The organism is Trinickia sp., assembly GCF_057351765.1.
On sequence record NZ_JBMRBK010000020.1, the window covers coordinates 43686 to 59988 of the forward strand.

The 16303-nt window shown below is 65.7% G+C and carries 10 protein-coding genes; 4 read left to right on the forward strand and 6 right to left on the reverse strand.

The features are described 5' to 3' along the window. Positions 1-55 precede the first annotated feature (55 nt). The 4 genes from ACO1XS_RS03640 to ACO1XS_RS03655 all read right to left on the reverse strand — a co-directional run bounded on the left by ACO1XS_RS03640 (position 56) and on the right by ACO1XS_RS03655 (position 5499). On the reverse strand, positions 56-1207 hold the full coding sequence (locus tag ACO1XS_RS03640; protein ID WP_331565807.1) for a polysaccharide biosynthesis/export family protein: 1152 nt from the start codon (positions 1205-1207) through the stop codon (positions 56-58). 80 nt (positions 1208-1287) lie between these two features. Continuing rightward, on the reverse strand, positions 1288-2691 hold the full coding sequence (locus ACO1XS_RS03645; RefSeq protein WP_486390025.1) for an undecaprenyl-phosphate glucose phosphotransferase: 1404 nt from the start codon (positions 2689-2691) through the stop codon (positions 1288-1290). A gap of 30 nt (positions 2692-2721) precedes the next feature. Continuing rightward, on the reverse strand, positions 2722-4485 hold the full coding sequence (locus tag ACO1XS_RS03650) for a mannose-1-phosphate guanylyltransferase/mannose-6-phosphate isomerase (RefSeq protein ID WP_486390026.1): 1764 nt from the start codon (positions 4483-4485) through the stop codon (positions 2722-2724). 12 nt (positions 4486-4497) lie between these two features. Next, complete coding sequence (locus tag ACO1XS_RS03655; protein WP_331567872.1) at positions 4498-5499, reverse strand: GlxA family transcriptional regulator; 1002 nt, start codon at positions 5497-5499, stop codon at positions 4498-4500. A gap of 1324 nt (positions 5500-6823) precedes the next feature. Between ACO1XS_RS03655 and ACO1XS_RS03660 the strand changes: the two genes are divergently transcribed. The 3 genes from ACO1XS_RS03660 (at position 6824) to ACO1XS_RS03670 (ending at position 12450) form a co-directional block, all read left to right on the forward strand. Further along, positions 6824-8863: a hypothetical protein gene (locus ACO1XS_RS03660; RefSeq protein ID WP_486390027.1), complete on the forward strand. Its 2040-nt coding sequence runs from the start codon at positions 6824-6826 to the stop codon at positions 8861-8863. Between the two features lie 120 nt (positions 8864-8983). Then, a complete protein-coding gene (locus ACO1XS_RS03665) occupies positions 8984-11008 on the forward strand; it encodes a hypothetical protein (protein ID WP_486390028.1) in 2025 nt (674 codons plus the stop codon). 302 nt (positions 11009-11310) lie between these two features. After that, a complete protein-coding gene (locus ACO1XS_RS03670; RefSeq protein WP_486390029.1) occupies positions 11311-12450 on the forward strand; it encodes a helix-turn-helix domain-containing protein in 1140 nt (379 codons plus the stop codon). Between the two features lie 24 nt (positions 12451-12474). Here the strand turns inward: ACO1XS_RS03670 and ACO1XS_RS03675 are convergent, their stop codons facing one another. Further along, positions 12475-13116, reverse strand: a complete 642-nt coding sequence (locus ACO1XS_RS03675; RefSeq protein ID WP_331567876.1) for a DsbA family protein — start codon at positions 13114-13116, stop codon at positions 12475-12477. A gap of 115 nt (positions 13117-13231) precedes the next feature. After that, complete coding sequence (locus ACO1XS_RS03680) at positions 13232-14797, reverse strand: TAXI family TRAP transporter solute-binding subunit (protein ID WP_486390030.1); 1566 nt, start codon at positions 14795-14797, stop codon at positions 13232-13234. Positions 14798-15077: 280 nt separating this feature from the next. On the opposite strand from ACO1XS_RS03680, the gene ACO1XS_RS03685 reads away from it, so the two are divergent. Continuing rightward, complete coding sequence (locus ACO1XS_RS03685) at positions 15078-16301, forward strand: MFS transporter (RefSeq protein WP_486390031.1); 1224 nt, start codon at positions 15078-15080, stop codon at positions 16299-16301. Positions 16302-16303: the final 2 nt, after the last annotated feature.

Here is a 16303-nt window from a genome sequence, read left to right on the forward strand (position 1 = left end):
CGTTGCTGACCGTCCCGTCATGCCGCGCCGCGCACGACGGGACGAATGGGTTGCACTATTTCGTCACGATGGCCGCCGTCAGCCCCGCGTTGATTGCCGGCAAGAGCAGATTCAGCACGCGGTTGAACTTGACGAGCCCACCGTTATCGACATACACGACGTCCTTCGGCTGCAACGCGAACTGATTCGCGAGCACCATCGAAACGGGCGACGTTGCGTCGAGGTGATAGATCTGCGGCTGGTTGCCCGTCGACGACGTGCGAATGACGAAGAGCTCCTTGGCCTTGGCGGTGTTCGGGTTGATGCTGCCGGCCTCCGAGAGCGCCTGCGCGAGCGAGAGCCTGCCGCTGCGCATCGGCAGAACGGTCGCCGGCTTGTTGACCTCGCCCATCACATAGACGCCGTGCTCGTCGCGCGAACCGACCCGCAGCATGTCGCCGGGCTTCAAGACCAGATCGTTGGGGTTGTGCCCGCTCTTCACGATCTCGTTGAAGTTGATCGGGTAGCTGGTGCCGCCGCGCACGAGCGTGACTTCGCCCTGATCGGCGGCTCCCGTGAACCCGCCGGCGCGGCCGATGGCCTGCGTGAGCGTCATGCCGATGTCGTTGATCTGCTGGGCGCCCGGCTTGCCGACTTCGCCGTCGACGTAGATCTGCGACGCGCGGTACGAGGTGATACGCACCGTCACTTCCGGGCTCTTGTAGACCCGGCTGATACGCGACACGATCTTGCGCCGGATCGTTTCAGTGCTGTCGCCCGCCACATGCACGACGCCCGCATACGGGAACTGGATGTTGCCCGCTTCGTCGACGACGAAGCCCGGTGCCGCGTCCGCGTCGCGCGTCGTCGCCGCCGGCTGGCCGAGCGCGGCCGCAAGCTCGGGGTGATCCCAGACCGTGATCTGCAGCACGTCGCCCGGGCCGACCGTGTAGGGGCCCGCCTTGCCGAACAAGCTCAGGATGTCGGGCGAAAGCTTCGGCTGGCCCGCCTGGGTGCCCATTTGCCGAATCAACGCGAGGTTGATGTCGGTGATTGGAATCTGCGTCTTCTGCACCGGCTCCTTGCTGTACTCGCCGCCCGTCTCGTCGACGGTCGCCGGGGTATCCATGCGCTGACCCGGCACGATGGAACACGCTCCGAGCGTGCCCGCCAGCGCGATGAACCCAACCATTACGTATGCGCGAACGCGCTCGACCGAATAGCACATGACCCTTCCCTCCCGTGCCGGTTATTGGTTTTGGCGCCCGCCCGCAACGTGCCGGTGCAGACGCCGCTCTTCATCGACCGTCAATATGCGTTGGTATGCCTGAATCCCTTCACGACGGTCGCGGCGATGATTCGCATGTCCAGTGCGAACGACCAGTTGCCGAGGTAATACAAATCGTGCGCAACGCGCCGCTCCATTTTTTCGATGCGGTCCGTCTCGCCCCGATATCCGTTGACTTGCGCCCAGCCGGTGATGCCGGGCTTGATCCGATAGCGATGGATGTAGCCGGCGACAACCTTCTGATAGAGATCGTCGTGTTCGAGCGCATGCGGACGCGGTCCGACGACAGACATGTCGCCTTTCAACACATTGAAAAACTGCGGCAGTTCGTCCAGGCTCGTGCGACGCAAGAAGGCGCCGACGCGCGTCACGCGCGGATCGTGCCGCACCGCTTGCTTGACCACGCCGGGTTTCTCATCGTGGATCCGCATCGAGCGGAACTTGTAGATCGTGAAGACGCGTCCGTCGGCACCTTTGCGCTTTTGCCGGAAGAACACGGGACCCGGCGACGAAACCTTCACCGCGATCGCAATGACCAGCAGCAGCGGGGCGAGGCCGACCAGCGCACACAGCGCGAACACGCGATCGAAGATCTCCTTTTTCAACATGGCGCTCGGCGAGAGCGGCGAGGCCATGAGATTGATCGCGGGCACGCCGAGCAGATCGATGATGCCGCTCGTATCGAACAGGGCGAGGGCGCGAATATCGGGCATGAAGCGAATGTTGATGAGATCTTCGTGGAACTCGCGCACCACGCGCAAAATCGTGCGCTCCTCGGATAACGGCAAAACGAGCCAGAGTTCGTGCAGATCGCTCGCACGCACGTACTTGACGAAGGCATCGAAATCGTCGAACCGCTCCACCTTCGGGTCTGCATGATCGAGCGCGGCCAGTTCGTGCCGCGGATCGCCGTTCGGCAGATAGACGGCCGTTGCACGGAAACCGGTCGCCGGTGCCGCTTCGATCCGCCGCAGGATGCCCTCGCAGTGCGTACCGCATCCGACGATCGCGACTTGATGCAGATTCAGGCCGGCGTGGCGCAGCCGCGCCAGCAGGGCATGCGCGACGAGGCGATAGGCGATCAGCGACCCGGCGGCCAATGCACTCCAGTAGGCGAACCACAGGCGCGAAATGAAATCGATCTGGCGCAGCGAGAACATGACCATCAACGCGCAAGCCTGCACGACGATCCATGCGAGCGCGACCTGGCCCGCCAACACGCGCTTGGAGCGCCCGCGCCACGACTCGTAGACGCCGAACACGGGGAACAGCACGAGCGCAAAGGCCGCGGTGTAAAGCGCAAACGCATCCGCAAAGCCGTCTCGAGCCCAGTCCTCGAACCGCAAATGCGACGCCAGGACCGCCGCCGCGACGATCAGCGCGACGTCGCACAATCGTGCAAAGAGGCCTTGGAAGTCACGCATGTTCGTATCTCCGCGAGCATCGGGCGGCCGTCAGGACGCCAGGCCCTTGCCGTTGCGGCGCTGGTCGTTACCGGGGCGGTCGCTGCCGTGGTGGTCGCCCGCATGTCCATTGCCGTCGCCATTGCTGGCGGCATGGACACTGCCGTTGCCGTTGCTGGCGCCATTGCCGTTTCCACTGCCGTGGCCGTGGCCGGTGCCATTGACGTTGCTGCTCGCATTGCTCCCATGGTTGTCCTCGGCCGCGGCCGGCGCGCATCGACCGTATTGGTCGTCGAAACGCACGATGTCGTCTTCGCCGAGGTAGGCGCCCGATTGCACTTCGATGATTTCGAGCGGCATCTTGCCGGGGTTGTCGAGCCGGTGGAGCACGCCGAGCGGAATGAACGTCGATTCGTTTTCGCTCAACAGGAACTGCTCCTCGCCGCGCGTGACGAGCGCGGTGCCGCGCACGACGATCCAATGCTCGGCGCGATGGTGGTGCATCTGCAGCGATAGCCGCGCGCCAGGCGAGACGACGATGCGCTTGACCTGGAAGCGGTCGCCATGATCGATGGAGTCGTAAAAGCCCCACGGACGCCGTACCTTGCGGTGCGCATCGGCCTCCGGCGCATGATCGGCCTTGATGCGGGCGACAAGCCCTTTGACGCGCTGCACGTGCGACCGGTCGGCGACCAGCACGGCGTCGGGTGTCTCCACGACAACGATGTTGGCCGTTCCGACACATGCCACGAGCCGGCCCTGCGAATGCGCATAGGTCGATGTCGCGCCTTCGAAGACGACGCGGCCGCGTGCCACGTTGCCTTGCGCATCCTTCTCGAGCGCATCCCAGACGGCATCCCACGAGCCGAGGTCCGACCAGCCCGCGTTGAGCGGCACGACGACGCCCTCGCACGGCGCATCGGCGCCGCCGAGCCGCTCCATCACCGCATAGTCGATCGAATCGGCCGGTGTCTGCGCGAATGCTTGCGCACCCGGTGTGAAACGCGTGTCTTGCGTCGCGCCGCTCGCGAACGCCGCGAGACACGCGTCATGCATCGCGGGCTGCAGTGCGCGCAGCGTCGCAAGCCATACCGATGCACGCATGACGAAGATGCCGCTGTTCCACCAGTAGCTGCCCGCGGCGAGATACTGCGCGGCGAGTTCCGCCGCCGGCTTCTCGACGAAGCCGCCAATCCGATGTGCGCCGTCGCCCAACGCGTCGCCGATGCGGATGTAGCCGAAGCCGGTATCGGGCCGTGTCGGCGGCACACCGAGCGTCGCGATCGCGCCGCGCTGCGCATAGCGCGCGGCGAGCTCGATCGAAGATTGCAGCGCGGCCACATCCGTAATCGCGTGATCCGATGGCATCACGACGAGAATCGCGTCACGGCCGTGGGAGCACGTGAGCGCGGCAGCCATCGTCAGCGCGGGCGCGGTATCGCGGCGCGCCGGTTCGACGATGAGCTGCGGGGTGACGCCGCTCTCGCGCAATTGCTCGTCGATGATGAAGCAGTGTTCGCCGCCACAGACCACGATGGGCGATTCGGCTAGTTCCCATTCCTCCGGAAAACCGTCGAGCCGGCGTACCGTCGACTGCAACAGCGTATCGGCACCGACGACGTCGATCAGTTGCTTCGGATAGTGCTCGCGCGACATCGGCCACAATCGCGTGCCCGAGCCACCGGCCAGCACCACGGGGACGATCCGCCGGCACGGCGTGCTTTCGCGCGCGAGCTGGGCGCCGAGCGCGGCAATCGGTCCACGAGCGGACAACCCGGCAACCCCACCGCCATATCGTTGTTCGGGAGTTCTCATGCCATGCTCCCGTTAACCGCCCACGTCGCGGCGGCTTTGCATGCGGAACTCGGTCGGCGAAATCATCATGCGCTTGCGGAAGATCTTCGCGAGCCGATCGCCGTTGCCCATGCCGCTGCGGCGGGCGATCTTGTCGACAGGCAGCTCGGAGTCGATCAGCAAGCTGCAGGTGATCGCCAGACGCGCCTGCAGCAGATAGTCGGACGGCGTCATGCCCAGCTCGAGCTTGAAGCGGCGCAAAAAGTTGCGCTCGCTCATGGCGGCAACCTGCGCGGCATCCGCGATCGAAATCGGCCGTTCGCAGTTGTCCTGGAGCCAACGCGCCGCCGCACGAATCTTGTCGCCCGCACTGGCTGCACCGGCGTCTCCGAGAATCGGCACGAAGCGGGCGCTGGAGCCCGGCATCAGCCGCTCGGCGACGCTGCGCGCGATGTCGAGGCCCAGGTCGCGCTTGACCATCGTCAGCGCACCTTTCATCGGGGCGAGCCGGTCGCCTGTGTCCGCGATGGGGGCGTCGCGGCCGGCCTGCTTCAGATAGGAGTTGAACTGATATTCGCTGTCGCGATTGCCGATCCCGGCCGCTTCGAGCAGCAAGTGTCCTTCGTCGATGGAGCGCACATTGGCGGTCTTGACCTGCACGCGGCGCAGCCAACCGATCAGCCGCTCGTCATGCGCCGCGGCCGTCGCACCCCTGCCGCCTGCGACAAAGAGCGCATCGAAGCCGCTGAAGTGCCGCGCGTCGAGCCCATCGGTCCACACGCGAACCGACGACGAGCACGTCACGTTGCCGCCGCCCGCGGAGAGGAAGGTCACGTCGTAGACCCACTCGTCGCTGGAGCGTGTACTGACGATCTCATTGGCCATATGGAAGACTTCGGCAACGAGGCCTGTGCCGAGGAGCGAAAAGCCGTCGAACAGAACGATCGCGATACGGCGCGTGGCGGTGTGCGCGGCGCTCGTTTGCGACGCACGCAACCAACCCATCACAGCGGGTTCGATACTCGCGTAAGGCATGGTATTTCCCTCAATATTCGTTGCCTGCATAACGGCAGCCCCTTTTCGGCAATTCGCAGTGCATCATAGACAGCAGGTATCCATTTGGCGGATTACGTGACGTAATCGAACGGCATCTTGGCGGCATTGATGCCGTCCGGTGTCTTCGAAAACCTCTGCCCTCTCTGCCATTGCCGAAATACACTCCTACCGTAACCAGACAAATCCGATTAATTTCCGAATCCTCTGCACATCATTTAGCTAAAGAACGCCTGCGCGCCGGCGCAACGCCGCCGACGCCCAAGCCCGCTCCTCGTCGAGCGAACCCGGTCTCCTTATGTGGCTGAATGAACTGCTGGATTCGGCCTCGTTCGAGCCGATGGAACCGCGCGCGGCGACGGTCACGCCTTCGCGGCAATCAGGACTTGCCGGATCTGCTCCGCAATTAGCGAACCAGACCTCGAAGACACTTCCGAACAAACGCACGATAGGAAGATAGTCGGAGTCGCGCCGGGCATCTGTGGCGCAAGCCACACTGGCGCATAACGCCTAATGGCGGAAACGGTCGATTTAGGACGCCACAGTTCTGGTTTTCCTATTTTGTAATACAAAACGATAGCAGTGCTGCCGCTTTCATGTTTCATTTATGACTCATTTAATGGCGGCTCGAATATACAACTATTTCAGACATTGACCGCCTTCATTGAGATGTCATAACTTCACTAATTAATCTGCTCAGTAAAGCCGATTGCAGCGGCTTGGCGAAAGGCGACACGGCTTCCCGCGGGCTTGGCCGCTCCCAGGCGCCCATGAGTCGGGCTTTGCGCGCAGCGCGCTTCGCCGGGGCACGAAAGATGCGAAGGGCCCCTGCGCGACCGGCAAACCTTGCGCCATGTCCGGCAGCCACAACGAATCGATTCATCTCTGCAACGTCTGCGGACTGTCCGAGACCGCGACCCGACGTTGCCGCAGACGCCAGGCCCAGCACGAATCCGCCACTTGGCGTTGCGCAAATAAGCTAGATGTTTCACTCCCGATAATTACCGAATCGGGGTAGTCTTTCGTCCACCGAATCGCCGGCCAGTACGGTTTCGTCAGACGCAAACGTTTGCACATCGCCGTCGCGCCCGATTCTTCATCGCCTGGCGTCACGAGCCGTTCCGGCAAGGCCGCTCTTGCGGTCGAGGGCCCCGCCTAAGCGGGTCGCGCCTCTTCGTGCCGAATCGACACACCGCGTCATTCCCTTGGTTGCGCCGCCTTCTGGCGGCCCCCGTTCATCGCTCTTGCGATGCGGGATGCCTGCGCTCGTCCCTTTTTACGGCGCGGCTTTTTTCATACCTTACGAATGAAGACGAAAACAACTGCGCTGTCAAAGCGTGCCCCCCGCCTCCTTCCGTCCCTGCTCACCGAGCGTTCCAGTTTTCCCCCTCCCTACGTCGCCTTGCCGGCCACACTCGCGTGCGCGGTTCTCGCGCTCGCCGCGTGCGGCGGAGGGGGTGGCGGCGGCGCCGGCTCGGGCTCCGCGGGAGCCAATCAAGCGAACACAGCCGCACCCATCGTCGCGGCCGGCGCTCAGGCGCTGACCTGCGGATCGGTATCGAGCCCGACCAGCGCGGCGTCCTCGAGCGGCGACGCAATCGAAGCCGACACGCCCGGCAGCGACGGCTCGCGCATGTTCGCAACGGGCAGCCACTTCAAGCTCGCCTTCACCACACGCGCGGGGCAAGCCGATACGCTGAGCTGGCAGATCCGCGACGACTGGAACGTCGTACGCGCGAGCGGCAGCTTTCCCGTGCAAAGCGGCGCGAATACCGTGAACCTCGATTGCTCCTCGACGCTCGCCGGCTATTTCGCCGTCACGGCATCGCTGACGTCGAACGGGGCGCAGTTGCAATCGCGCGGCACACGTCCGGCCGGTATCGCGACGTTCGGTGTGCTGCCCGACTTGTCGGCCACGCTACCCGCCCCCGTCTACGCGCGCGAAGACCAGCACCGGTTCGGCGGCCAGGGCGCGAACTACCTCGTGGCGGGCACCACCTGCTGCAGCGGCGACGGCTATCGGCCGCTCTACACCGACCTCGGTCTCGCGTGGGTCAACGACAATCGCAACTGGTACATGGAAGAACCGAACGGTCCCAACACATTCGCGCCGGGTACGGGAACACTCGCACCGTACTTCCGCGGGGGCGACATCATGCGGCTGATCCAGCTCGACGGCATTCCCGCGTGGGCGAGTCCGACAGGCGGGCAGACCGAAGGTTATGCGCCCTCCTCGGAGGCAGCGTTTCAGGATTACGCGAGCCGGGTAGGCACCGATTCCGCGATGATCCACGCGGCCTACTTCCCGAAAGCGGCGAACAACTACTACCAGATCACGTGGGAGCCCGACGGCGGCGGACCGACGCACTGGTCCGACACTGATGCCAACATGATCTCGATGTACCGTGCCGCTTACACGGGCCTGCATTCGACCGATCCGAACGCGATGGTCATGGGCGTCACGGCCGCGCTCGTGCGCACGAACTCGGAATGGCTCGCACGTCTCGCGCCGCTGGGCCTCGCCCAGTATCTCGACGGATTGACGATTCACGGCTACTACGACGTGGGGAATTCGCCGTCGCATCCGCCCGAGCGGCATGCAACCGATCCGAATCCGGCGGATGCGGCCAACGCGCTGCCCGCTTCGATGCGTGAGTTGCGCCACGCGATGGCCCAGTATATGAAGCCTGGCGCCAAACTGTTTTCGACGGAAGCGGGCATCAGCTACGACATGGGGACGTCGTACGGCGCCAACTACCCCACGCAGAATGTGCTCTTCGCTCACGGTGCCGTCGTCGCGCGCACGCACTTGATTCTGCTCGGCGAGGGTGCGGACATGACCTATGTCTTCTATTCGTCCGATACGCCCGATGGGCCCGGCTACGGACTCTTCTTCGATTTGTCCAATGCCAACGGCAGCTACGGCTCGCACGACATCAGCCCCAAGCCCGCCGCGATGGCTGTCGCCGCCATGACGCGCATCGTCGATGGCACCACCACGCTCGGCTATCTCAACGATGTCCCCACCGGCGTCTACGGCTATGCGTTCCAACGTTTGAACGGCGGCAAGATCGTCACCGCCTTGTGGACGCACAACAATGACGTGTGGAGCGCAACGGCGGGCTTCAGTGCCACCTACACCGTGCCCTTCTCGCTGAAGGTCGACGACGACGGCACGTCGGGCAATGTCACCGTGCTCGACGTCATGGGCAACGCCACGTCCATGGCCTATAGCAACGGCCGCATTACGCTGCCGCTCGGCGAGTCGCCCATCTACGTCGTCTCGTCGAACCGCAACGCCATGATGTCCCACGTCACGGTTCCCGCCGGCTACGTGGCGCAGTGACGCGGCGGGCCGCTCCGACGGGAGCGCGGATCGTTCACACGAAATGTTCGCCAGGGCACGGTCCCTGCGCGAACACTGTGCTGAACTCGAGAATCCGTCTTCCAGGAGCGCCTTCGTTTCATGCCCGCAGCCCTCCTCGACCGCGCGGCGCATCGGCGCCCGCGCCTGAGCCGGCTCGCATCGTTCGCGACGCCGGTCCTGCTCTCGCTGGCATGCGCGCTCGCGGCCTGCGAACGCGGCCGCACCGACGCTGCGCAAGCGCAGCCGACGCGCGCTGCGGCCGCCCCGGCCGCCCCGGCCGCCACAGCCAAGGCGATGCCGTTCAGCGTGAGCGGATCGATCGCCTGCGAGCCCGGCGCGAGCACGCATGCGGCGCGCGAAAAAGGCGACGCACTCGAAGCCGATACGCCGGGCAGCAATGGCACGCGCACGTTCACCGTGGAGCGGGACTTTACGATTGCGTTCACGACGCACATCGAACACGACGACACCGTCGTCTGGCAAATACACGACGCGCGCGATGCCGTGCGCGCGAGCGGCCGTCTGCACGTAAGCGCCGGTGCGCGCACGACCACGCTGCGCTGCCGTTCGCCGCTGGCCGGCTATTTCGCGGTCTCGGCGCGGCTCGCGGACGCAGGTGCTGCATTGCCGGCCCGTGGCACCCGCCCCGCGGGCATCGCCACATTCGGCGTGCTGCCCGATGTGGCCCGCGTGCTGCCGGCGCCGACCTATTCGCACGAAGATCAGCATCGTTTCGGCGGACAAGGGACCAACTACCTCGCGCCCGGCGAAACCTGCTGCGATGGAGACGGCTATCGGCCGCTCTACCCGACGCTCGGCTTCTCGTGGGCCAACGACAATCGCAACTGGTACATGAAAGAGGAGGAAAAGGCCGATACGTTCAAGCCCGGTACCGAGACGCTCGCGCGCTACTTCAGACAGGGCGACATCATGCGGCTCATCCAGCTCGATGGCATTCCGGGCTGGGCGAGTCCCACCGGCCAGCGCACGCACAGCTATGCGCCGTCGTCCGAGGCCGCCTATCGCAGCTACATGCGCCGGGTCGGCGAGGACTCCGCGGCCATTCGAGCGCGCTACTTTCCGAATCAATCGAATAATTATTATCAAACGACCTGGGAGCCCGACTACGACGGCGGACTGCCCTGGCGCGATACCGATGCCCACTTCGTCGCGCTTTATCGCGCGACCTACGAGTCGATTCATGCGACCGATCCGCACGCCGTCGTCATGGGCACCGCCAACGCATCGGTACGCGAAAACACGCGCTGGCTCAAGCGCCTCGCGCCGCTGGGTCTCGCGCACTACCTCGACGGCCTGGCGATTCACGGTTATTACGATGTCGGCTGCTCGCCGTCGCACCCGCCCGAACGGCTCGCAACCAGTGGGGAGGCCGCCCGCGCCGCGAATGCGCTGCCCGCTTCGATGCGCGAGCTGCGTCGCGCGATGGTTCAGTATCTGAAACCCGGGGCCAAACTGTTCGCGACCGAAACCGGTATCAGTTATGACATCGGTACCGCCTACGGCGCCAACTACCCCACGCAGAACGTGCTCTTCGCCCAGGGCGCCGTCGTCGCGCGCACGCACTTGATTCTGCTCGGCGAGGGTGCGGATATGACCTACGTGTTCTATTCGTCGGACACGCCCGACTCGCCGCCCGGCTACGGGCTGTTCTTCGATTTGTCCAACCCGAAAGGCAGCTACGGCTCCAACGACATCAGCCCGAAACCCGCCGCCATGGCCGTCGCGGCCATGACGCGCATCATCGACGGCACGACTACGCTCGGCTATCTCAAGGACGTCCCCTCGGGCGTCTACGGCTATGCGTTCCAACGCTTGAACGGCGGCAAGATCGTCACCGCCTTGTGGACGCACAACAATGCCGTGTGGAGCGCCGCGACCGGCTTCAGTGCGACCTACACCGTGCCGTACTCGCTGAAGGTCGACGTTGACGGCACCTCCGGCAATGTCACCGTGCTCGATGTCATGGGCAACGCCGCATCCATGCCCTACAGCAACGGCCGCATCGTGCTGCCACTCAGCGAATCGCCGATCTACGTCGTCTCGTCGAACCGCAACGCCATGATGTCCCACGTCACCGTTCCCGCGGGCTACACCGGGCAATGACCTGGGGCGGCGCGCACCGACGTGCGAACGCGCACCGGCTCGCATATCGCGGCCGGAGCTTCGCCGTGCAGCGCGAAAGTATCGAGACCATCTGACAACATCTCGCGCTTTTCCGACGCTGCGCGAGGCGCGTCGCGCCGCGCCGCATATGATGCGACGCAGCCAGTCCATTAGCTTTCACCCCGTGCACGATTCTTTTTCCGCGTCGAACCAGGGCGCCGGGAATCCGGGCTGGCTGCCACGAACGCTGCAAGGCGAATGTCCGCGAGCGGCGCCGATGTCGTCGCGACGATATTGCTCTCATGACCAAACGCATCGCTATTCTGATCTTCGACGCGTTTTCACTCGTCGAAGTGAGTTCGGTCGCCGAGGTGTTCCGGCTCGCCGACGAGATCGAACTCGAACGCGAAGTCGCAGCGCAGGAGCACTCAGGCGCGCCGACGGGCCCCGGCACAGGCTCGGCCCCCGGTGCGGGCGCGACGCATGCAGGGCAGCCTCCGCCGCCATCGTCGCGCACCAGTCCGGCACCGCGCGCCGAGCCGCGGGTCCAGGCTCACGTCGAGCCGCAAGGCATGCCCGAAGCACATGAGCCGCCCGAACCCTACGAACTCGTCGTCGTGTCGGACGTCGGCGGCAGTATTGCGAGCAGCGGCGCCATGCGCGTCTGGTCGGAGCGGCTCGAAGACGACGGCGCACGCGGTTTCGATGTGCTCTTCATCGCCGGCGGCCCGGGCGCCGCTCTCGCCAAAACCGACGAAGCCTTTCTGCGCCATCTACGAGCGGTGCTCGAGAAGACCCGCATCGTGAAGGCGATCGGCGAAGGATTCGCCATCCTGGCCGCCGCCCATGCCGTGAACGAACATCCGGAAGCGGGATCGCCCGTGCCCAGCGTGCCGCTCGCGATCGGCGCCGCCGCGGGAAGTCCACCGCTGATCGAGCAGCCCGTCGCGCTCGACGATCCCCTCGGCCCGATCGCTGCCGCGCTATCGATCGTCAAACGCGATCGCGGCGCCGATGCGGCTCGCGAGATCTCCGAACGCTCGGTCCCAGGCGCGTGGCGGCGTCTCGGCGCCGTGCTCGGCGAGCTCGATGAAGGCGGCGCGCGCGAGAAGATCAACGCCGCGGCACGATGGATGCGCGAAAACTACGGCCGCCCCATTTCGGTCGCCAAGGCCGCGCAGGTTGCGGCGATGAGCGAGCGCAGCTTCTTGCGCCGCTTCAAATCGCAAATGGGTCTCACACCGTCGGAATATCTGCTGCGTGCCCGGCTCGACGCCAGTTGTCTGCTGCTGGTTGCAACCGATCTGCCGGTGGACAAGATCGCCCGCCGTTGCGGGGTGAGCAGCGGCGACGGGCTCGCGAAGATTTTCCGCAAGCGGCTCGCGATCTCACCGACCGAATACCGGATCGCCGAGCGCCGGCGCACGAGTCAGCGCAGCTAGGGCGCGGCCTATCGGCTATCGGCCCTACGAGGCAATCCCGTTCGGCAACTCGCCGAGGCGCCGCACTTCGGGCGACTCGAGCCAGCCCGGCGAGCGCGCGCAATACAGCAACATCGGCAACGCATCTTCGCCCCAAAAGAGCTGGCGATTGAGCCGGAACGTCGGCACGCCGAATACGTCGAGCGCGATCGCATCGTCGAGATTGCGCTGCAGCCGCGACTTCGTCTCCTCGTGTTCGACGAGCCGCTCGCCATGCGGCATGCCGACCGCGCTGCAAAGATCCGCGAAACCGTCGGGCGTCGATGGATCGCGGCCATCGCGCCAAATAAAACGAAACATCGTGCAAACAGTGGGGAGATCGGCACCGATGGCAGCCGCGAGCAGCAGCGCCTTCGTCGAATCGAACGGATGCACCGGCGGCATCTTGAACGGAATGCCGAGCTGTTCGGCACGAAACAGCGCGTGACGATAGGTGAACGCCCGTTTGGGCGGCACTTCGCTCGCCGGTCGCTGCCCCCAGTGGCGATAGAGCGCATGGACCGAAACGGGCACGAGGGCGAACGGCAGGCTGGGCCATTTGTCGTGCTGCTCGAGCAGGAGATACGAGAACGGCGACACGAAGTCGTAGAACCACAGCGGCATGGCCGCATCGATACCGTGCTTCATTGTTGTCTCCCGTTGCACCCTGGACCGCCTCGAGCCGTGCGGCGCCGCCGGACTACCCGGCCACGCCGCGCGTATCTGAATCTTACGCGCGCTGCCTTGCGGCGTGCGCGCCCCCTCAGCTCTTTTTCGCGAGCCGCTCCCGGACAAACCCGATGTGCTCTCGCAGCACGTAAAACTGGTCCGCGTAGGCAAGCGGCATCTTGAGCCGGTTGACCGATGCCTCGATTTCGTCGAGGCGGTCGACGAGCGCCGAACGCTCGCTTTCGGACGTGTCGCTGAGCGAAGCGCGCTCGAGCGCGATCAGCGAACCATACCAGCGATAAATGCGCGACTTCACACGCCACGCATAAAGCGACGGCACGAGACGCAGCCCCGGAATCAGCACGACGACGATCGGCACGATCAACACGATGAGCCGGTCGGCGAGGCTCGCCAACCAGAACGGCATCAGCCGATAGAGAAAACTCTTGCCGGACTTGTAGTAGCGCGCGGCGTCATCGCTGATGGGAAAATCGTGCGCGATCGGCGCCGGAAACTCGCCCGCGCGCTGAAGCAGGTTCGGCCGGCCGTTGACCGCACGCGCAGCCTCGATCAGGAGATCCGATAGCGCGGGGTGCAGCGAATCGCGGGCGATCAGCTCGACCGTCGGCGCGAGCGTGTGGACCGTGCGCGGAGGCTCGTTCTTGCCGAGATCGAACGCGCCCATCGGCAAGACGACATCGGTCAGATAGGGAAAGCGCCGCGTGTACGCATCCGCCTGGGAAAACGAGAAGAGCCGCACGCCTCGCGTGCGCGTGAGCCGGGCCATCACAGGGACTTGCGCCGAATCGCCGGAAAAGAACGCGGCATCGATGCTTCCTTGCGTCAACGCATCGGCCGCTTGTTCGCCGGTAAATGGCAGCAACGTGGTACTGCTGCCCGGCTCGATCCCGTTGGCCTTCAACAGCGTGAGCGCCAAGGCGCGTGCGCCGCTGCCTTCGGGCCCGATGGCCAGGCGCTTGCCGGCGAACGCGGACAGCCTCGTGTACCGGGCGTGTCCGTTGTAGAACACGGCGAGCGGCACGTAGGCGACGCTACCGAGCGACACGAGCCCTTTCGGCACTGGCCGCGGTACCGCGCCGCCGTCGGGCGCCGAGGCGGCGTCCGATGCAGCCGACGGCGGCGTACCATCCGATGCGGCCAGCGCCAGCGCCAACGTGGAGGCGGATGGCGACACCCCGGGAGCCGGCGCGGCGGACGCAGAGGCCGCGACCGGCTGGGAGGCCGATGAACCCGACGACGCCGACGAAGGCGCCGACGCGCTCGCCGCCGACAGCTCAGGCGGCGGCGCCACGAGTCCGCTTTGCACGAAACCGACATCGACACCCGAGTGCGCGTTGGAAAGCCGCTCCAGGTTCTCCTGCGACCCTTCCGAACTCAGCACGATCAGCTTGATGCCGTTGCGCGCCAGAATGCGCCGATAGCCGATGGCGGCGTTCCAGAACGAGCTGCCCGGCGGACCCGCGGTGATGGTGAGCGTGGTCGGCGGCGCTGGCTGAATGAGGCGGATGGCACCCCAGATTGCGGCCGCCGACACGAGCAGGATCGGGCCGAACGAGACCGCGAGATCGCGCCAGGAAATGGCTACGAAACGCGCGACCAGGCGCGGCGCGCGGCGTGGGCGGTCGGAAGTCGGTTTCATCGATAGTGGGATCGGACACGTCGGAACAGTGAACATCGCGCCGCCGTGTCTTGGACCGCGGCGCCCGCCGATGGTACAGGATTCGCGCCGTCGCGCATCCCGTTCGGCGCCAGGCCGCGTCCTTTGCTGCAATGCAACGAAACCGGTTCCATGAGACAATCGCGGCTTTGCGGCGAGCCGCATGGGGAACGCCGCCCGGTTCACGGGCTCCCCGGCAGCGGATGTGCCGCGTATCCTTGGTTTCCGGTTTTACGTCTTGCCCAGTCCCGCCGCCGAGCCCATGTCCGCCGAGTCCGCCTCCGCATCTGAACCCGCGTTGTCCGATCGCATGGCGACCGCGCGCATCGTCAGCGTCGTTTGTTTCACATTCATCTGCTATTTGACGATCGGGATCCCGCTGCCCGTCTTGCCGGGCTTCGTCAACGGCGACCTCGGCTTCGGCTCGGTCCTGGCCGGCGCGGCCGTCAGCGTCCAATACGCGGCGACACTCGCTTCGCGGCCGCACGCAGGCCGCAGCGCGGACGCACGGGGTGCCCGGCGCACCGTGCTCACCGGCCTTGCCGCGTGCGGTGCGAGCGGCGCGCTGCTGCTCATCGCCAGCATGTTGACCGAGTGGCGTATCGCAAGCCTCGGCGTCCTCTTGCTCTCGCGGCTCGTTCTCGGCTTCGGCGAAAGCTTCGTCGGCACGGGCGCGATTCTCTGGGGCATCGGACGCGTCGGCGCGCATCACAGCGCACGCGTGATTTCGTGGAACGGCGTCGCCACCTACGGCGCCATTGCCGTCGGCGCGCCGGCCGGCGCCGCGCTGGCCCATGCGCTCGGCGGCCCGTGGGCGCTAGGCGCCGTCACCGTCGTCCTCGCGGCGCTCGGCTACGCGTTCGCGCGCCGGGTCGCGCCGGTCCCGCCTGTCCATGGCGAACGGATGTCGTATGCGAGCGTCTTCATGCGCGTCCTGCCCCATGGCCTTGGCCTCGCGCTCGGCACCGCGGGCTTCGGCGCCATCGCGACATTCATCGCGCTCTACTACGCCGCGCGCGGCTGGCAACACCCGGCTCTCGCGCTCAGCGTATTCGGCATGCTGTTCGTCGGCGCCCGCCTCGCATTCGCCAATGCCATCAAAACATATGGCGGGTTGCGCATTGCCATCGCATCGTTCTCGTTGGAATGCGCCGGCCTGATCCTGCTGTGGCTGGCCGGCACCCCGCATGCCGCGCTGGCCGGTGCGGCGCTGACCGGCTTCGGCTTCGCGCTCGTCTTCCCCGCACTCGGCGTCGAGGCCGTGGGACTCGTGCCACCCGCGAGCCGCGGTGCGGCGCTGTCGGCGTACTCGGTGTTCTTCGACCTCTCGCTCGGCATCATGGGGCCCCTGGCGGGCTATGTCGCAGGCGCTTTCGGGTATGGCTCGGTGTTCCTCATGGCTGCGCTGGCCGCCGCCGCAGCCGCAGTGCTGAGCGCGAGCCTCTACGTACGTTACGTGCGCAACGGCGCCGCCCCGGCGTTTTAGGC